This window comes from Bacillus yunxiaonensis, from assembly GCF_037104695.1.
GTDB classification, from domain to species: domain Bacteria; phylum Bacillota; class Bacilli; order Bacillales; family Bacillaceae_G; genus Bacillus_A; species Bacillus_A yunxiaonensis.
In genome coordinates, this window is the sequence record NZ_JBAWSV010000002.1 from 176,776 (window position 1) to 196,873 (window position 20,098).

The following is a 20,098-nucleotide window of genomic DNA, read 5'->3' on the forward strand; positions in this document are numbered from 1 at the left end:
TGGAAAGGCGGCTTATTTCTCGCCGCCAAACCATTTCTTCACTAATTTATCCATTTCTCCATTTTCTTTCATTTTCTTAATCACTTTATTAAACTCCGCTGTCTTATCACTATTTTTCGGAAGCGCAATTGCTGAACCAGCTTCATCCGCAGCTTCCGGAATTTCTACACTCTTTAACTCTTTATTTTTTTCTAAATATCCTTTTGCTACTGTATCTTCTAAAATAATTGCATCAAAACGTCCTGCTTGAATTTCTTGAATTAGTTCTGGTATACGGTCACGTCCTTCAAATTGGAACGATACTTGTTTTTGTAAATCCTTTGCCTTTTCTTCTTGAATTGATCCTGTTTGTACTCCTACTTTTTTACCTTGTAAATCTTGTAATGTTTTAATGTTTGAACCTTCTTTAGAAATAATCAAGTTTTTAGAAGTAAAATAAATATCCGTAAAATCAGCATTTTTCTTACGTTCTGCTGTCGGTGTCATCCCAGCCATTACAAAGTCAACTTTTCCAGCTTCTAATGATGCTAACAATCCGCTAAAATCCATGTCTTTGATTTTAACTTTATAACCTAATTCTTTACTGATATAGTTCATAACATCAATATCGAAACCGATAATGTCGTCACTCTTTTTTGCATCGACATATTCAAATGGTTTGTAATCTGCAGAAGTTCCCATTACTAACACTTTCTTTTTATTGTCACTTCCTGCGTTTCCACTCTTACTACAAGCTGTGAATATACTCATGATTAAAATAAGTGCAACTGAAATTGATAAAAACTTCTTCATTCCTTTTCCTCCTAGTTAATGTATATTTATATGTTTTATAGAATTTTTATTCGTTGAATGTATTGTAGCAATAAATTTATTTTTATGCAATAAATAAAATAAAAATAAATTATTTTTTTCTTTCTATGTGTCATTAATAATTTATAGACTGTATAATTTTGTGCATAAACAACTGATTTTATGTACAAAAAAGAACCGTTAAGATTCTATTCTTAACGGTTCTAGAAATGTATATTACATTTCATCACAATGTTCTTCAAAGTACGACTGTAATTTAGCAATTACTTGCATTGGTTCATGGCCTTCAATTTCATGACGCTCAACCATTGTCACAATCTTACCGTCCTTTAATAATGCAAACGACGGAGATGATGGTGGATATCCTTCAAAATATTCACGAGCACGTGCTGTTGCTTCTTTATCTTGGCCTGCAAATACAGTAACAAGATTATCTGGGCGTTTATCATAATGAACAGAATGCGCTGCTGCTGGACGGGCAATTCCCCCTGCACAGCCGCATACAGAGTTTACCATTACAAGCGTTGAACCTTTCTTTTGCAGTGCTTCATCTACAGCTTCTGGAGTTGTTAATTCTGTATAACCAGCTGCCACGATTTCTTCGCGTGCTTGACGGACAACATCATTCATAAAAAAGTTGAAATTAATCAAAGTTTTCCCTCCTTACATATCTCTACCTGTATCTTACCAATAACCCTTTCTAAAATACAAGTAAACTTACTTGCTTTGTGTAGTTATCATTTACTAAGAAAAACGTCTTAGAGACCTTGCTCTAAGACGTTTTTCTTAGTGACCACGATGCTTTTGTTTCGCTTTCTGCACTTTTAACGCACGTTTTTTCCGTTTTTCTACTTCTCGCATTTCTTTCGATTGTACTTGCTTCTCTTGTTTATGCACTTCATACGATAACTGAATCGCTTCTTGTGCTTTCGTAAATTTTGAAGTTTTTAATTCCCTTGCGGCTTGCCGAATCATACGCTTTACATTTTTCGGGCGTTTTTGCTGTTTAATCTCTACTCCGCATTTAGCAAAGCGATCAAAATACGGTAACAACGTATCATTTACAAACAAAAGCACTTCTTCATCAGACGGTTCAGCACCAAAAATGTGCCGTACTGCATACAACTTTCCATTTTCTTCTCGTTCAATCATTCCTATAAAATACTGACCGTCGTGATATACTGTCAATTTCACTGACAGCCCCTCCTTTACAAACTTGTTCAGAAATGCTGGACATCCCGGAGGGGGAAGGTTACTGACATAGAAATTATGCGTCCGGACTACCAACCGGAACTGTGTTTTTGCATTTCTATCTCCATTATATTACATTTTTACTTATTTTGTATCATTTCTACATATACTTCAATCATTCTTTTATGCGATCCTACAATATACTCTGGTAATTCTGTAACCGGGAAAAACTTTAATTGCATCGCTTCCTCTTTATTTACAGTAGGTTCTCCTTCATACTCATGCGTATAATATGCAGTCGTTACTGCTTGAAACTCGTCACCGTTTTCTAGTTTCACAAAATGTTTTGCACCTGAGAACACATTAATGAGCTGCAAATTCTTCACATGAATGCCGGCTTCTTCATACACTTCACGACATGCTGTTTCTTCTGGTGATTCCCGTAACTCCATTAATCCCCCAAGAAGTCCCCATTTCCCATACGGTTCTTGTCTTTGTTGTAATAATACTTCCCCATCTTTATTCAATACGAGAACAACCGAACCGACTAAAATTAAAGGGCGATTACCAACTATTTTCCGTAATTCCTCCACATATCCCATTCCAACAAACCTTTCTTTTTTATTTCCTTGTCCACACCATTGTATCATATGTATAAAATGGAAAAATGCGTAATTTTTTTACTTTTTAAGCAAAATATTTATTTGTCCCTTTTCATCTACCGTCGCTAATTCAATCGATTGAATAGGCACTTTTTGCTTTAACTCGTCTTTTACCCACTCTTCTGTTTTTTCTAATAAAGCGAGAACATCTTTTTGAATCTTTCCGTTCTTCACAAGAATAAATGTAATAGGTGATTGTTCTACGTATATTTTCATATCTTTTCGAGAAATTGTTTCATGTGCTGCATATTGAAATACTGAAACGACTCCACTCGCTTCCCATAAAGCTAACTTTACCGTTTGAATATCCGTAATCCCCTGCAATCTCAGCTCAGAAAACAAATATTCTACTGTAATCCGTGCTTTCTTTAAATTATTAAATTGAACGGAGCCATTATGTATAAGAATAATAGGAGCAGGTTCTAAAAAACGTCTCCACCAATCCACCTTTAATGTCAAAATGGAACTTACTATATGAAGTACTACGAGAACAAATGTTGTAATCAGAGAACCGAGAAGGCCTACTCTTTCATCAGATAATGCGTTCGATATATTTCCGCCTAATAATAGCACTAGCACAAGATCTAAAAAACGAAGCTGAGCAATAGAGCGCTGTCCCATTGCCTTTGCAACAATAATTAAAAACATATATGCCAATATGGCACGCAACATCCACTCTACATTTGAAAGATGACGTGTTCCTTCAAAAATATGCATATGCATAAATCGCACTCCTCAAGTAAACATGATTACAAAAACTGAATAATCTACTACATTCTCTTTAGTTTATGTTTATTGAGGATACCTATGTAAAAAAACTAATCCGTACACAAACGGATCAGTTTTTTAATCTATATATTCTTTAACTAACAGAAAACATATACTTTTTGTATGTCTTTCTTACAGATAGTATGAGTCCTATTAGCATCATATTAGAGAACAAGGAGCTTCCTCCATATGATAAAAACGGAAGAGATATTCCTTTTACTGGCATTAGCCCAACGATCATTCCAATGTTTTGAAAAATCTGCAGTGCTAAAATACCAATTGCTCCCGCACATAATAATGTACCAAATAGGTTATCTGCTTCATATCCCACTATAATTATTCGATAAATAAGAAGAAGAAATATAAATACAATGAAAGCTGCAAATATAAATCCACCATCTTCAGCAATAGTAGCAAAAATAAAGTCTGTATGTTTTTCTGGAATATAGACACTTCCATGCCCAATTCCTTTCCCTTCCATACCACCACTACCGACTGCTAAAATTGATTGTTGTGTTTGATATCCTTGATCTGTATAGTCAAAAGGCGCTAACCAACCTAAAATTCGTGATTGTTGATGTGGTTTTAACAAAGGAATTAACTTTTTAAATAGAATACTTGGATATTCAAAGTAAATATATATTAATGTAGTCATTATTACGGTTGGAACAACTGTCAATAGTGCAATCAGCTTCTTCTGAATACCTGACATAAAAATAATACAAGCAGTTGCTGAAGCGTATAAGAAAACCATTCCCGTATCTGGTTGCTGATATACAAATAGCGATGGTGGAATTGCCACTAATGCAATTTTCCCTACAAGCAATAAGTCAGTTTTAAATGTTCTTACTATATATTTCGCATTATGATTTACTGCCAAACTCGCAATTAAAATAACTAAGGCAATCTTAAAGAATTCCGAAGGCTGTATAGCTAGTGAACCAAATCTAAACCATCTTTTTGCACCTAAAATTTCAGGTGTAAATTTTGATACTGGTAATATACGAAGTATTACAATAGAAGCGAACGCAGCAATGTAAAAAGGCCAAGCTAATTTTTGAATTTGATCAATATCCATACTTGCAACAAGTAATAGTAATACAATTCCTATTATATAATTAATTCCTTGCTGCAACGCGAAATTTGTTGTTCCATACTGTCCTGTTTGTTGACTACTGTATATGGCAACTAAACTTGTTACACATAAAATACCCAAGATGAAAAGCAATTTCTTATCCAAACTTTTCTGAAATTCTGCAATAGCCTTCATGATATCCTCCTGAATCAATGTCACACATAATACGAAACTTTCATGCTTGTACTCTTTATCCATCAAAATAGGAATGCATTTATTCTGTAGAGTCAAACAAATAACAAAAGCCGTTACTTATTGTAGCTCTATATACGAGATATTCGCAATATATTGTAGTAAGTTTATAAAACATGAACTTAGATTGTAAGGTTTACATGAAAAGAAAGAGATTGAATGAAAAATTTTCCTTTTATTAGGGGGTGAATCGTGGCATATAAAAAAAAGCTCGCAAGCGCGAGCTTTTTTATTAATATACAGAAGTATTATCTGCAGACGTATTTTCAAGAATTTCTTTCACACGGCCTAAGAACTTACCACAAATGAATCCATCTAATACGCGGTGGTCAAGAGATAGACATAAGTTAACCATATCACGTGCACCGAACATACCGTTATCCATAATTACTGGACGTTTCACGATAGATTCCACTTGTAAAATTGCCGCCTGTGGATAATTAATAATACCCATAGACTGAACAGAACCGAATGATCCTGTATTATTGATTGTAAATGTTCCACCTTGCATTTCGTCAGCTTTTAATGACTTCGTACGTACTTTCGTTGCAAGCTCAGTAATTTCACGAGCTATACCTTTAATTGTTTTCTCATCAGCGTGCTTAATAACTGGAACGAATAGTTCATCGTCAGTTGCAACTGCGATAGAAAGGTTGATATCTTTCTTCTGAACAATTTTATCGCCAGCCCACATAGAATTAATTTGTGGATATTCTTTTAATGCTTGTGCAACAGCTTTTACAAAGAATGCAAAGAATGTTAAGTTGAAACCTTCACGCTTTTTAAATTCACCTTTAATTGAATTACGGTATGAAACAAGGTCTGTTACATCCACTTCAATCATCATCCAAGCATGCGGTGCTTCATGCTTACTACGCAGCATGTTTGCAGCAATCGCTTTACGCACACCAGTCACTGGGATTTCAATATCTCCAGGCATTGTTGGTACAGATACTGGTTTTGCAGCTTCTGTTTTTGGAGCTGCTGGTGCTGGTGTAGTCACAGCCTTTGGTGCTTCTTGCGTAATTGGTGCAGCTGCTGCTTCTTTCTTCGCACCTGCTTGTGGAATATTTCCAGATTCCACTAATTTTAAAATATCTTTGCGCGTAATACGGCCATTTGTTCCCGTACCTTCTACTGCATCTAAATCAATATTATGTTCACCTGCAAGTTTTAATACAGCTGGTGAAAAGCGTGGCTTACCATCAGTTGGTTGCTTCGCTTTTGGCGCTGCTGGTGCAGTTGCCTCTGCTTTTGGCGCCTCTTCTGTTTTTTCTTCTACAGCTGTTGCAGCTACTTCATTTGCACCTTCAACTTGAATCATACAAATCACTTCACCGACAGCTAATGTATCACCTTCGCCAGCGATTAACTCAGTAACAACCCCAGTGAAAGAAGATGGTACTTCTGCGTTTACTTTATCTGTCATTACTTCTGCAAGCGGATCATATTTATTTACATGATCACCAACAGAAACAAGCCATTTACTAATTGTACCTTCCGTTACACTCTCCCCAAGCTGAGGCATCGTAATTTTTTCTACAGCCATGTATAGTCCCCCCGATTAAAATTCCGCAAGTTCGCGCATTGCTTTTTCAACTTTATCTGGATTTACCATAAAGAATTTTTCCATTGTTGGTGCATATGGCATTGCTGGAACGTCTGGACCTGCAAGACGAGCAATTGGTGCATCAAGATCAAATAAGCAATTTTCAGCGATAATTGCTGCTACTTCACTCATAATGCTTCCTTCTTTATTATCTTCCGTTACAAGAAGAACTTTACCTGTTTTTGAAGCTGCTTCAATAATTGCTTCCTTATCTAACGGATATACAGTACGTAAATCAAGAATGTGAGCAGAAATGCCATCTTGTGCTAATTTTTCAGCAGCTTGAAGAGCAAAGTGAACACATAATCCATATGTGATAACAGTAATATCGTCACCCTCACGTTTTACGTCCGCTTTTCCGATTGGTAATACATAATCATCTTCCGGCACTTCACCTTTAATTAAGCGATATGCACGTTTATGTTCAAAGAATAATACTGGATCTTCATCACGAATTGCTGCTTTTAATAAACCTTTTGCATCATACGGTGTAGAAGGAATAACAATTTTTAAACCAGGTTGATTTGCAAAAAGTGCTTCTACAGATTGAGAATGATACAATGCACCGTGAACACCGCCGCCAAATGGTGCGCGGATCGTGATTGGACAAGTCCAGTCATTGTTAGAACGGTAACGAATTTTTGCTGCCTCGGAAACAATTTGGTTTACCGCTGGCATAATGAAGTCAGCGAATTGCATTTCTGCAATTGGGCGCATTCCATACATCGCTGCACCGATTGCTACCCCAGCAATTGCCGATTCTGCAAGTGGTGTATCAAGCGCGCGCATTTCACCAAATTGATCATATAGTCCAGTTGTCGCTTTAAATACGCCACCTTTTTTACCAACGTCTTCTCCTAATACAAATACTTTCTCATCGCGTTCCATTTCCTCGCGCATCGCTAATGTAATCGCGTCAATATAAGACATTACAGCCATGAAACGTTCCCCCTTATTCCGCGTATACGTGCTTTAATGCAGATTCTGGATCCGCATACGGAGCATTTTCTGCATATTCTGTTGCTTCGTTTACGATATGCATCACGTCATCTAACATTTGTTTTTCAGATTCCTCTGTTAAAATGCCTACTTCTTTTAAGTAGTTTGCAAATGTATAGATTGGATCTTTTTTCTTTGCTTCTTCTACTTCTTCTCTATCACGATACACACGATCATCATCATCACTAGAGTGAGCTGTTAAACGATAAGATACAGTTTCAATTAATGTTGGACCTTCACCACGGCGGCCACGATCTGCCGCTTCTTTTACAGCTTTATATACTTCAAGCGGGTCATTTCCGTCTACTGTGTATCCTGGCATACCATAACCGATTGCACGATCAGATACATTTTTACAAGCTAATTGTTTTTCAACTGGGATAGAGATTGCATATTTGTTATTCTCACACATGAAAATAACTGGTAATTTGTGTACTCCTGCAAAGTTTGCACCTTCATGGAAGTCACCTTGGTTAGAAGAACCTTCTCCAAATGTAACAAACGTTACTAAATCTTTTCCTTCCATCTGTCCTGCTAATGCAATACCTACTGCGTGCGGTACTTGTGTTGTAACTGGTGAAGAACCTGTTACGATGCGATTTTTCTTTTGTCCAAAGTGTCCAGGCATTTGACGTCCGCCAGAGTTTGGATCTTCTGCTTTTGCAAATCCAGATAGCATAAGCTCTTTTGCCGTCATACCAAATGCTAACACGACACCCATATCACGGTAATATGGTAATGCGTAGTCCTTTTCGCGATCAAGTGCGAATGCTGCGCCTACTTGTGCAGCTTCTTGCCCTTGACAAGAAATTACAAAAGGAATTTTCCCCGCGCGGTTTAATAACCACATACGCTCGTCAATTTTACGTGCGAGTAACATCGTGCGATACATTTCTAATACTTGCTCATCGCTTAAGCCAAGCTCTTCATGGCGCTTTGCTTTTACTTCAGCCATTTTAACACCCTCCTAAATCCTTTTTACCCCGCTCTATTATAAAGCAAGAACGATACACTATCCATTCCCAATGGTTCACTTTTATCCGTGTAACGCTTTTCCATCAACTGCTAACGCAGCTTCACCAATTGCTTCTGATAATGATGGATGCGGATGAATTGTATGTGCAACTTCCCAAGGCGTTGCATCTAATACTCTTGCAAGACCTGCTTCTGAGATCATATCTGTTACGTGTGGTCCAATCATATGAACACCAAGAATATCATTTGTTTCTTCATCAACAACAAGTTTCACAAAACCATCAGACTCTCCGTACACAAGCGCTTTTCCGATTGCACGGAATGAAAATTTACCTACTTTTAATTTATAGCCTTTTTCTTTTGCTTCTTGTTCTGTTAGACCGACAGAAGCAACCTCCGGGCTACTATATACACATTTAGATACCATAGAGTAATCAATTGGCATCGGCTCTTTTCCAGCAATATGTTCAACCGCTACAATTCCTTCATGAGAAGCAACGTGTGCAAGTTGCAAGCCGCCAATTACATCACCAATCGCATAGATATGTGATTCTTTTGTTTGATAATATTCATTTGTTTGAATATAACCTTTTTCAACAACAATATCTGTATTTTCTAAGCCGATATTTTGTGTGTTTGCTTGTCTTCCAACAGATACAAGCATTTTTTCAGCTTTAAATTCTTTATTTTCACCGTTAAGTTCTGCTTGAATTGTAACACCATTATCTTTTACTAAAGTTTCTGGTAATACTTTGGCACCAGTTACAATTTTAATGCCCTTTTTCTTAAGCAAACGTTGCATTTCTTTAGAAACATCTTGATCTTCAAGCGGAAGAACATGTTTTGCATATTCAAGTACAGTTACTTCCACACCGAAATCAGCAAGCATAGATGCCCACTCAATACCGATTACACCGCCGCCAACAATAATGACAGATTCAGGAAGCGCTTCCATTTTCAAGGCGTGATCAGATGACATAACATATTCACCATCAAGTTCAAGTCCTGGTAAAGAATTTGGACGTGATCCTGTTGCAACTATTACGTTTTTCGGAATAAGCATTTCATTCTCTTCACCACTTGCTAATTCAACAGAAATCGTTCCCGGCATCGGTGAGAAAATAGATGGGCCAAGAATACGACCAATTCCTTCATACACATCGATTTTCCCTTGCTTCATTAAATGCTGAACACCTTTATGAAGTTGGCTAACGATTTTTTCTTTACGTTCTTGTACTTTTGCAAAGTTTAATGAAACATCGCTTGTAACAACACCAAATTCTTCCCCTTTTTTCGCTGTTGCGTATACTTCCGCACTACGAAGCAACGCTTTACTTGGGATACAACCTTTGTGTAAACATGTGCCACCAAGGTTCTCTTTTTCAACAAGCGCTGTTTTTAGTCCTAATTGTGATGCACGAATAGCAGCAACATATCCGCCTGTACCGCCGCCAACAATAACTAAATCGTACTCTGTTGCCATATTTTTCAACCCCTAACTACGGTTTCTTTTTCCCTTACAACATACTCTTTTGGAGCTTCTTCTTCACGAAGTACACGAAGCGCACCTTCTGCTAATGCTTGTAGTTCATCTTCTCCTGGATGTACAATGACATCTGCAATCCAATGAACGCGCTCTTTAATTTCATCAACAAGGATTTTGCTATATGCAAGTCCACCAGTTAAAACAATTGCATCTAATTTCCCACGAAGAACTGCACTTGCTCCGCCAATTTCTTTTGCAACTTGATATGCCATTGCCGTATAAACAAGTGTTGCTTCTGGATCACCTTGTTCTACCATCTTTTCTACTTTAATTGCATCATTTGTTCCAAGTAAGCTTACTAAGCCTCCTTGTCCAACGATTTTTTTCATCATTTCATCACGATAATAGTCACCAGAGAAGCACATTTCTACAAGCTGACCTACCGGAACTGTTCCTGCACGTTCTGGGCTGAATGGTCCTTCTCCATTTAAACCGTTATTTACATCAATAACTTTTCCTTTTTTATGAGCACCAACTGAAATACCGCCGCCCATATGTGCAATTAGTAAGTTTAAATCTTCATATTTACGATCAAGTTCTTTCGCAACTTTACGAGCTACTGCTTTTTGGTTTAGCGCATGAAAAATACTTCTTCGCTCCATGCCAGCTATTCCGCTAATACGGGCAATATCATCCATTTCATCTACAACTACTGGATCAACAATGAACGCTGGAATGTTAAGTCCAGAAGCGATTTCATATGCTAAAATACCTCCCAAATTGGAAGCATGATGACCACTATAACCATTTTTTAAATCTTCTAGCATAGCTTCGTTTACTGTATACGTACCACCTTCAATCGGGCGAAGTAATCCTCCGCGCCCGCATACAGCATTTAACTTAGAAATATTAATACCATGGGAATGAAGCACCTCTAAAATAGTTTGCTTGCGAAATTCATATTGATCAATAATACGCTTATATTTCCCAATCTGTTCTTCGTCATGACGAATTGTTTCTTCTAAAACAGGTCTTTCATTATCAAAAACACCAATCTTCGTAGATGTACTACCAGGATTAATGACAAGAATTCGATTCACGGACAAGGCTGCTCCCTCCACCATTTATTTAGAAAGACAGTAGCAACTTCTAAATGAAGCCGCCACTGCTTTCACATTTACTTTTTCTATTAATTAGCGACGGCTTAAAATGTTATGACCGTTACTTAAAAATGTGCTGCGTGTATTTTTTAAGCTTGCGATACGCTCTTCAGCAAGACGATCTGCCGCTACATATGTTGGCACGCCATCACGTTTTGAAATTTCGATTACTTTTGCAATTGTGTCATAAATTGCTTCTACGCGTTTTAATGCACGCTCTCTATTGTATCCGTATAACTCATCCGCTACGTTAATTACGCCGCCTGCGTTAATTACATAGTCTGGTGCATATACGATACCCATTTCATGAACGATATCACCATGACGATCTTCTTTTAATTGGTTATTTGCAGAACCAGCAATTACTTTCGCTTTTAATTGTGGAATTGTTTCATCATTTACTGTTGCTCCTAATGCACATGGTGCATAGATATCACATTCTACACCGTAAATTTCGTTTGGTTCAACAGCAGTTGCACCAAATTCTTCTACAGCACGTTGTACAGCTTCTTTATTAATATCTGTAACGATTAATTTTGCACCTTCTGCATGTAGATGCTTACATAGGTGATAAGCTACATTTCCTACACCTTGAACAGCAATTACTTTACCTTCTAAGTTATCTGTACCGAACGCTTCTTTTGCAGCTGCTTTCATACCAACGTATACGCCGTAAGCAGTTACTGGAGATGGGTTACCAGAAGAACCGAATGAAGGTGAAATACCTGTTACGAAATCTGTTTCTTCATGAATAATATCCATATCATCTACAGTTGTACCAACATCTTCTGCTGTGATGTAACGGCCATTTAACCCTTGAATGTAACGGCCTAATGCACGGAACATTGCTTCGCTCTTATCTTTACGTGGATCGCCGATAATAACTGTTTTTGCACCGCCTAAGTTTAAACCAGCTGCTGCGTTTTTATATGTCATTCCTTTTGCAAGACGAAGAGCATCTTCAATTGCCGCTTCTTCAGAATCGTATGTCCACATTCTTGTTCCGCCAAGAGCTGGTCCAAGAGTTGTATCATGAATTGCAATGATTGCTTTTAATCCTGATTCTTTATCTTGACAGAATACTACTTGCTCATAATCATAAGTTTCTAAGTATTTGAAAATTTCGAATGCCATTGTAATTTCCCCCTTGATATGTTTAACATTTTTTTGATTTAGCCCATTATACTGGACTCATTTCCTCAATCATTAATAAAAATAAAACATGTACTGCAAGAAAGTTTATTTAGAAGCAGTCGCAACTGCCAATGCTAATGAATACACTTTTGTTTCTGCTGAATCTGCGCGAGATGTTAACACAATCGGTGCTTTTGCTCCGGCGATAATCGCTCCTACTTTTGCATTTGCAAAGTATACAAGCGATTTATATAATACATTTCCAGCTTCAATTGTTGGGACGAGTAAAATATCTGCTTTACCAGCTACATCACTTTGAATTCCTTTATGCTCTGCTGCAATTTGTGAAACAGCAATATCTAAAGCAAGTGGTCCATCAATGATACAATTTTTAATTTGTCCTCGACGATTCATTTGCGTTAACATTGCCGCATCAATCGTTGCTTGCATTGCTGGATTTACAACTTCCACAGCAGCGATTGGAGCTACTTTTGGTACCTCTACTCCTATTGCCCGGGCAACTTCAACTGCATTTTGTGCAATTGCCGCTTTTTGCTGCACATCTGGAGCAATATTCATCGCTGCATCTGTTATGATGATAAAGCGATCGTAATTTGGTACTTCAAAAGCTGCAACGTGTGATAACACACCGCCTTTACGAAGACCCCATTCTTTATTTAATACTGCTTTCAAAATGCTAGCGGTTGGAATATTTCCCTTCATAAGTACATCTGCTTCTCCGCTTCTTACAGCTTTTACTGCTAATTCAGCAGCTTCTACATTAGATGTAGCGGAGATTACTTCAATATGTTCTGAAGGCTGTATTCCATGCTCCTGTAACATATTCATAATCGTTTCTTGATTTCCATATAGACGAAATTGAGCTAACTGTAATTGAACAGCCTTTACAACTGCTTCAATTACTTCATGATCTTCAGCTACTGCAACAGCAACTGTTTTTTTCGGCTGCTCTGCTGCCTGATCAATTAAAGTTTGTAACTTCATATTTTGTAATCAACCCTTCCTCGTCGTCCCTCGCTTATATATTAAAGCAAATACCGTGCCAACTTTTAAATTCCATTCAAATATTTTTGAAAACGCATTCAAAACGTAGAAAAATCAACATTTTGTAACTAAACAAAAAATTCCGTCTAATTTTGTCGCATCGTATTTACCGTGCAATTTATTGCACGGTATGAAATTTATTGCATGCTATTTTTTGCACGTTCGTATTTTTCTAGCTTATAGTATAAATTCCGAACCGAAACCCCTAATGCTTGAGCTGTTTTTGTTTTATTCCCATCAAATCTAGATAAATATTCATGAATAATATTCCCTTCAAATTCAGCTACTAAATCTTCAAGAGGCTTTTCTTCTAATTCGGGAAGTAATTTACTCCCTTTAAGTTCAGATTGATCCTCTTGATGCAGCGAAGGTAAATGATGTACATCAATATACATTTCATTATAATTCATAAAAATAATCGCTCGTCCTAAAATATTTTCAAGCTCACGAACATTCCCAGGCCAGTCATACGATTGCAAATACTGTACGGCTGATTCTGTCAGCCCTTCGACATTGCGTCCATAATCTTGATTAATTTTTTGAATTAATCGATCGGCAATTTCAGCAATGTCTTCTTTACGCTGACCAAGCGACGGGATATGAATCGGAATTTTATTTAAGCGATAATATAAATCTTCCCGAAAGTCACCATCTAAAATTGCTTTTTCTAAGTTCACATGCGTTGCAGCAATGACTCGAACATTAATAGGAATCGGCTTCGTACCTCCGACCCTGACGATTTCTTTCTCTTGCAAAACACGAAGTAATTTCGCCTGTGTATTCGCAGACAACTCTCCTATTTCATCTAAGAAAATACTTCCATTATTTGCTTCCTCAAAAAAACCACGCTTCCCTCCGCGTCGCGCACCGGAAAATGCACCTTCTTCGTAACCAAATAGTTCACTTTCCAATAACGATTCGGAAATGGCTGCACAATTTACCCGAACAAACTTATTGTACTTCCGATTGCTGCCATTATGAATGGCATGCGCAAATAATTCTTTTCCAGTTCCTGACTCTCCGCGCAGGAGTACCGTCGCTGGTGTATTCGCTCCTAGTTTCGCCTGTTCAATTGCCGCTACAATCCCTTCTGACGTTCCAACAATATCATCAAATGAATATTTCGCCTCCAACGTACGAATAATTTGTCTCGCCCTATTTAATTCATTTGTTAATTTTTGAATTTCAGATACATCACGAATGACGCCAACGCTTCCCTTTAAAATTCCATCAACAATAACCGGGGCTACATTTACAATAACATCTCTCTTTTTTTGACCAATCTTCATATGAATGCCACGCACTGCTCTGCGTGTCCGAAGCACTTTCATATGCATACTTTCCCCTTCTACAATGTCCGTTGTCGCTGGCTTACCAATAATATCTTCTTCAGAAAGACCTGTTAATTTTGTATAAGCTGGGTTAATTACAAGTCCTCTTCCTTGTTCATCAACAACGGAAATCGCTTCTTCAGATGAATGAATAATCGCTTCTAGCAACATTTGAATTTCTTTTAAATTCGTCACTTCTTCAGCTAAATTTACAATCTCGGTAATATCTTTAAAAACTGCAAACGCTCCTTGCACTTCCCCAACTTCATTTAAAATTGGAATGCGCGTTGAAATAATTTTTTTCCCGTTATGTAATGTTAATTCTTGATTAATCTCAATTTGTTTCGTACGAATAATACGAAGTAACTTACTTGTTGGAATTACTTCTAAAATGTACTTATTAACAACATCTCGGCTTTTATACCCTATCATTCGTTCCGCACTTTTATTGAATAATAGTACATTCCCATCTTTATCAACAACAATCATACCGTCGTGCGTTGAATTTAAAATAAGATCCCGCTGCTGTGTTTGTTCTTTCAACCGCCCAATCAACATTTCTTTTTCATGCGCAAGCTTGACAACTATATTCGCAACATCACCCGGAACAAGCAGTGCATCTTCTTGTTTCTTCACCAAAACCTTTTCATACACACTGTAATCACCTGTCATATCAAAGATGACATCAATATCCTCTCTTATAAACGCTTCCCAGTCACTTCCTGTAGAAATATAAAGACTCTTTGCAAGTTGTATACCTTTTGCCTTTTCATCAATATCGACAATTGCAACCACTTCAAATATATTCGATTTTTGCAGCAAGCCCAGAATCGCACTGCCCCCAGCCCCAGCTCCAATAATTAATGCTCTTTGTCTCATATGTCATCACTCCTTCCGCAGCAAGTCTGCAAAATTTTTCACACTTCTATCTTACTTCTTCTGAAACCTCTTGACAAACGAACACAAATTATAACATCATTTTGTATATACTAAATTGTCTGAAAAGGAGTTTTTTCATGCAGCGTTATCTTGCCCTTCTTTTAGCAGTTATTCCCATTTCACTAGCTGTGGTAGGCATTAAACTAATGAGAGATACTGTTTTCGGCATTCTTTTCTCTCCAATCCCTACATTATGGTTGCAGTTTTTAGTTGGCGCACTCTGTTTTGCGATTGGTTTTTATATTTTTGGCGGCTTCGTTTTATATCGTGATCGAAAACGAAATAAAGTACAAGCTCGATTTCGAAGATAAAGTGAACCTTCCATTCGAAGGTGCTTTTCCTTCGAATGGTTAGTTGAACCAATCGGGCTTTTACGGACAGTTAGCCCACACCTATCTTCTTCGCTTCTCTCCATCTTGAGGTGGGGGTGGGGTCTTACCGCCCGCGAATAGCAGGATAAAGTGAACCTTCCATCAGCGGACTCTTACTACTCGCAAATAGCGAGATAGAATTCTTCAACTTGAAACACTCCACAATATCAAACGTTCACACAAAAATGAGACCTTCTCTGAAGAAAGGTCTCATTTTTCACCTTGCAATAGCCTTTTTGCAAGCTCTGGAAAGTCTGTAATAATAGCGGTCACATTCATCTCCAAAAACTTTTTCATCACTTCTTCATCATTAATCGTATACGGACGCACCGCTACACCATTTATCATTGTTAATTCTATAATCCCATCCGAAATATAACGATAGTTCGGATGAATGGCACTGGCGCCCATCTTTTTCGCATAAGCCCAAGGACTATGCAACCCTTCTTTATATAAAATCGCTGTTTCAATATCAGGAGCCATCATATGACACTTTTTCATACTATGATGATTAAAAGAAGATAGAATAATTCGCTCCTCCATACGATATTTCCGAATAAGTGTAATCACCTCTTCTTCTAAACCTCGATACGGCACCTTATTATTCTTTAATTCAATATTAAGAAAAAGATTGTTTGTTTCTAGCCATTCTAACACCTCTTCTAATAAAGGAATGCGGCACACACCAACCTTATTATAAAATGTATAACTGGCATCCAATGCACGCAAATCTTTATATAAATAACTCCGAACTGTTCCTTTTCCATTCGTCGTTCGATTTACTGTTTCATCATGAATGACAACAATTTTGCTATCTTTTGTGAACTGAACATCCAATTCAATTCCATCGGCTCCGAACTGCTCCGCCGCTTGAAAAGAAACCATTGTATTTTCCGGATATGTTCCCGCAGCCCCGCGATGCCCAAAAATAAGCGTCATCTTATCACCTCAAATCTTATCCGCTCTATCGGCTAGCAAGAAATCATTACAAGTTACTAACCTTACGAGTTGCTGCCATCAGCAAGTCTCCCACCGATGGGTGCTCCACTTTATGTTATACTATACAAAAAGGAGGTACTTTTATGAAACCATTACAACTTTCACCAGAAACAGCTATTAAGTTATCTAAAGCTCTCGGTGTTCCACTTGAACAGCTTATGCATATGCCTCAGCATATTTTAATCCAAAAACTTGTTGAATTAGAAAAACAAAATCAAAATCAAAATCAAGATAAAGAATAGACAGTCCTGTTGTGTACAGGACTTTTCTTATAAGATTCCAGTCCACTAACACATCTTATCTCTCCTTTATTGCCAAAATGACATGTAACACTTAAGTATTCTATCAACTCAAAAGAAAACCTCCGATAGCACCACTGAAATAACAAAAATGCCCATTGATAGAAGGTTCACTTTATATATGAATGACTTATTCGTTAACAAGTAACTTATGCTCATCTTTCGCATCCATCTATTGTAGCGACCAATCTTTTTAGACACAACTTGAGATACATTTATTAAACAAAAGGTTTCCAACTATATATTTAATTTTCAGGATTTTCCAGGCGATAATGTTACATTCATCAAAAATAAAAACCGCCTTCCATTAATTTGTATTTTCACAAACCAATAAAAGACGGCTCTTATTAAAAATTAACGTTATTTATTAGTACAAAAAGAAGTTTTTCAGTAACTTTACATTACCGCTAAACATTAAAAAACTTATAATATCAATCTTTACGAAGCCTTATGTTCCAATCTCAACTTATCTGCCACCATCGCGATGAACTCACTGTTCGTAGGCTTCGCTTTTGACATAGATACCGTATAACCAAATAAAGAAGAGATGGATTCAATATTACCTCGGCTCCATGCAACTTCAATCGCATGACGAATTGCACGTTCTACACGACTTGCTGTTGTATTGTATTTCTTTGCGATATCTGGATATAGCACTTTCGTAATTGAACCAAGCAATTCAATATCGTTATATACCATAGAAATTGCTTCTCGCAAATACATATACCCTTTAATATGAGCTGGTACACCAATTTCATGAATGATACTCGTAATGCTTGCATCTAAATTTTTCGGCTTCCCATCAGACGTTGTGGCAGAACGAAAAGCTGGCAGTGGACGTTTAATTATAGCGCTTGATTTTCCACTCACTTGACGAATATGACTAGTTAAGTTTTCCATATCAAATGGTTTCAAAATAAAATATGATGCACCTAAATCAACAGCCTTTTTTGTCACATCCTCTTGTCCAAACGCTGTTAGCATAATAACATTTGGCTGTTTGAAACGGTCAATATGACGCATTTTTTCTAGCACTGCAAGTCCATCTAAATGTGGCATAATAATATCGAGAACGAGTACATCCGGTTGTCTCTCTTTTAATAAATTTAAGCACTCTTGACCATTGTAAGCTACACCAATCACTTCCATATCATCTTGAGCGGCAACATAACTTTCTAACATAGATACAAGTTCTTTATTATCATCCACGAGACACACTTTAATTTTCTCCACAACTTTTCCTCCCTACTAATGATTTCTCCCGACATAAAGTATTAGCTTCTAGACTACATGAATTGTTCGACAATTATGTGAAAATCCCCTTTAAAACTTTCTTAAATTCCGAAAAAATCACAAAAAAACATCTTTATCGTTCATTTCTTAGTTTTCTTTTACATATTCCATCATATGATTACAACCGAATATACATACTCTACTTTTATTTTACAACAAAACACAACCATTGCGAAACTTTTGTAAATTTTCAACGACTTTATAAAATGAAACTTCCTTTCATGAACGCTTTTTTTCACGAAAGGTTAGTTGAGCCAATCAGGCTCTTACTGCCCGCGAATAGCGGAATAGATCGAAAAAAAGCAAGCTGAACTTATTCAGCTTGCTTTTTTCTGATCGGTATAAATATTAATACCCGCTTCATGTAGCATCCACTCAATATGAACACCATAGCCAGATGTTGGATCATTGACAAATACGTGTGTTACAGCTCCAACTAATTTCCCATCTTGTATAATAGGACTACCACTCATTCCTTGTACAATTCCACCTGTTTTTTCTAATAGACGTTTATCTGTAATCTTAACAACCATTCCTTTTGTTGCAGGGAATTTTTGCGGAACTGTACTTACGATTTCTATATCGAACGCTTCCACTTTATCTTGGTCAATAACTGTCAAAATTTTTGCAGGTCCTTCTTTTACTTGATACGAAAGAGCAATCGGAATTGCTTCATCCATAATTCCATTTTTCATTCCTGTATTTAATTTACCAAAAATACCAAATGGACTATTTGTTGTGATATTACCAATAATTTCATGATCTGGTGAAAATCTTGCTAGTTTTTCCCCCGGATCACCATTACTACCACGTTCAATGGATGTTACCGTCGAACGGACAATTTGCCCATCTTCAACTTGAATTGGCTTCTTCGTATCATTGTCAGAAATAACATGACCAAGTGCACCGTACTTCATTGACTCTGGATGAATAAATGTCATCGTTCCAATGCCCGCAGCTGAGTCACGAATATACAATCCAATTCGATACGACTGTTCTCCTCCATCTTTTTGTGGCGTTAATTTTGTTCGAATATATTTTCCATCTCGCAATAAAACAAGATTAAGCGATTCTCCTGTTTTCCCGCTATCATGAATAAATGGTGCAATGTCACTCATTCTTTCAATTGTCTTACCATTTATTTCAGTAATCATATCCCCTACTTGTACACCTGCAAGTTCACCCGGAGATACTTTTCCTTTTTCTGTTTGGATTAAATGATGCCCTACAACAAGTACCCCTTTTGCATTTAACTTTACTCCTATTGATTGCCCGCCTGGAACTACCTTAAAATCTTTTAGTACTTTTACATTTACTTTTTTCACCGGCAATCCTGCAAGCTCATAAACCATATCAGCTTCTCCGTCTTGATGGGGATTTACTGCAATTGTTTTTTCACCAGCATGTTGAGAAGCAATTGTAAAAATCGTTTCATCTGTTGATTTTGTTTGAAATACAGGTAAAGAAGATACTTGTGAATCTTGACTTTGAAACATAACAAGTTGCTTTGGAAGTGAAATAAACTCACGGAACGGTTTATAACACCCAATAAAAACAAGTGAAACAAGGAGACAGATTCCTATGATTTTTCGAAATTGCTCTAATTTCAATCTTTTCACTCTCCTCGCTCCTAACCCACATTCAGCCATGCGGCTTCACTTTTTAATCTCTCCTTGCTAC

Annotated in this window: 19 protein-coding genes; 2 read left to right on the forward strand and 17 right to left on the reverse strand. The window is 37.1% G+C overall.

Going from position 1 to position 20,098, the window contains the following annotated elements; genetic code table 11:
• Window positions 1-12 precede the first annotated feature (12 nt).
• The 14 genes from WAX78_RS06950 to WAX78_RS07015 all read right to left on the reverse strand — a co-directional run bounded on the left by WAX78_RS06950 (window position 13) and on the right by WAX78_RS07015 (window position 15,396).
• On the reverse strand, window positions 13-792 hold the full coding sequence (locus WAX78_RS06950; protein ID WP_336481573.1) for a transporter substrate-binding domain-containing protein: 780 nt from the start codon (window positions 790-792) through the stop codon (window positions 13-15).
• Window positions 793-1,026: 234 nt separating this feature from the next.
• Complete coding sequence (locus tag WAX78_RS06955) at window positions 1,027-1,440, reverse strand: BrxA/BrxB family bacilliredoxin (protein ID WP_336482004.1); 414 nt, start codon at window positions 1,438-1,440, stop codon at window positions 1,027-1,029.
• A gap of 156 nt (window positions 1,441-1,596) precedes the next feature.
• Window positions 1,597-2,004, reverse strand: a complete 408-nt coding sequence (locus WAX78_RS06960; protein WP_336481574.1) for a YjdF family protein — start codon at window positions 2,002-2,004, stop codon at window positions 1,597-1,599.
• A gap of 137 nt (window positions 2,005-2,141) precedes the next feature.
• Window positions 2,142-2,603, reverse strand: coding sequence for an NUDIX hydrolase (locus tag WAX78_RS06965; protein ID WP_336482005.1), 462 nt, complete (start codon window positions 2,601-2,603; stop codon window positions 2,142-2,144).
• Between the two features lie 78 nt (window positions 2,604-2,681).
• Entirely contained in the window at window positions 2,682-3,386 is a 705-nt protein-coding gene (locus tag WAX78_RS06970; RefSeq protein WP_336481575.1) for a DUF421 domain-containing protein, read from the reverse strand.
• 139 nt (window positions 3,387-3,525) lie between these two features.
• Window positions 3,526-4,701: an FtsW/RodA/SpoVE family cell cycle protein gene (locus WAX78_RS06975; RefSeq protein ID WP_336481576.1), complete on the reverse strand. Its 1,176-nt coding sequence runs from the start codon at window positions 4,699-4,701 to the stop codon at window positions 3,526-3,528.
• 289 nt (window positions 4,702-4,990) lie between these two features.
• Window positions 4,991-6,307, reverse strand: a complete 1,317-nt coding sequence (locus WAX78_RS06980) for a dihydrolipoamide acetyltransferase family protein (RefSeq protein ID WP_336481577.1) — start codon at window positions 6,305-6,307, stop codon at window positions 4,991-4,993.
• A 15-nt stretch (window positions 6,308-6,322) separates the two neighbouring features.
• Window positions 6,323-7,306, reverse strand: coding sequence for a 3-methyl-2-oxobutanoate dehydrogenase subunit beta (gene bfmBAB / locus WAX78_RS06985; RefSeq protein WP_098310601.1), 984 nt, complete (start codon window positions 7,304-7,306; stop codon window positions 6,323-6,325).
• 13 nt (window positions 7,307-7,319) lie between these two features.
• Complete coding sequence (gene bfmBAA, locus WAX78_RS06990) at window positions 7,320-8,321, reverse strand: 3-methyl-2-oxobutanoate dehydrogenase subunit alpha (RefSeq protein WP_098310600.1); 1,002 nt, start codon at window positions 8,319-8,321, stop codon at window positions 7,320-7,322.
• Window positions 8,322-8,402: 81 nt separating this feature from the next.
• Window positions 8,403-9,824, reverse strand: a complete 1,422-nt coding sequence (gene lpdA / locus WAX78_RS06995) for a dihydrolipoyl dehydrogenase (RefSeq protein ID WP_336481578.1) — start codon at window positions 9,822-9,824, stop codon at window positions 8,403-8,405.
• Between the two features lie 5 nt (window positions 9,825-9,829).
• A complete protein-coding gene (gene buk / locus WAX78_RS07000) occupies window positions 9,830-10,933 on the reverse strand; it encodes a butyrate kinase (RefSeq protein ID WP_336481579.1) in 1,104 nt (367 codons plus the stop codon).
• An 87-nt stretch (window positions 10,934-11,020) separates the two neighbouring features.
• Entirely contained in the window at window positions 11,021-12,121 is a 1,101-nt protein-coding gene (locus tag WAX78_RS07005) for a leucine dehydrogenase (RefSeq protein WP_336481580.1), read from the reverse strand.
• A gap of 105 nt (window positions 12,122-12,226) precedes the next feature.
• Window positions 12,227-13,126 carry a phosphate butyryltransferase gene (gene yqiS / locus WAX78_RS07010; protein WP_336481581.1) on the reverse strand — a complete coding sequence of 300 codons (900 nt, stop codon included), beginning with the start codon at window positions 13,124-13,126 and terminating at the stop codon, window positions 12,227-12,229.
• Window positions 13,127-13,323: 197 nt separating this feature from the next.
• Window positions 13,324-15,396: a sigma 54-interacting transcriptional regulator gene (locus tag WAX78_RS07015; protein WP_336481582.1), complete on the reverse strand. Its 2,073-nt coding sequence runs from the start codon at window positions 15,394-15,396 to the stop codon at window positions 13,324-13,326.
• Between the two features lie 137 nt (window positions 15,397-15,533).
• On the opposite strand from WAX78_RS07015, the gene WAX78_RS07020 reads away from it, so the two are divergent.
• A complete protein-coding gene (locus WAX78_RS07020; protein WP_336481583.1) occupies window positions 15,534-15,767 on the forward strand; it encodes a DUF2627 domain-containing protein in 234 nt (77 codons plus the stop codon).
• A gap of 270 nt (window positions 15,768-16,037) precedes the next feature.
• Here WAX78_RS07020 and WAX78_RS07025 read toward each other — a convergent pair whose 3' ends face one another.
• Entirely contained in the window at window positions 16,038-16,766 is a 729-nt protein-coding gene (locus tag WAX78_RS07025) for a glycerophosphodiester phosphodiesterase (protein ID WP_336481584.1), read from the reverse strand.
• A gap of 143 nt (window positions 16,767-16,909) precedes the next feature.
• On the opposite strand from WAX78_RS07025, the gene WAX78_RS07030 reads away from it, so the two are divergent.
• A complete protein-coding gene (locus tag WAX78_RS07030) occupies window positions 16,910-17,068 on the forward strand; it encodes a YycC family protein (RefSeq protein ID WP_336481585.1) in 159 nt (52 codons plus the stop codon).
• A 495-nt stretch (window positions 17,069-17,563) separates the two neighbouring features.
• Here WAX78_RS07030 and spo0A read toward each other — a convergent pair whose 3' ends face one another.
• Both spo0A and spoIVB read right to left on the reverse strand, forming a co-directional pair.
• Window positions 17,564-18,358 carry a sporulation transcription factor Spo0A gene (gene spo0A / locus WAX78_RS07035; protein WP_336481586.1) on the reverse strand — a complete coding sequence of 265 codons (795 nt, stop codon included), beginning with the start codon at window positions 18,356-18,358 and terminating at the stop codon, window positions 17,564-17,566.
• A gap of 377 nt (window positions 18,359-18,735) precedes the next feature.
• Window positions 18,736-20,037, reverse strand: coding sequence for a SpoIVB peptidase (gene spoIVB, locus WAX78_RS07040; protein WP_336481587.1), 1,302 nt, complete (start codon window positions 20,035-20,037; stop codon window positions 18,736-18,738).
• Window positions 20,038-20,098 lie beyond the last annotated feature (61 nt).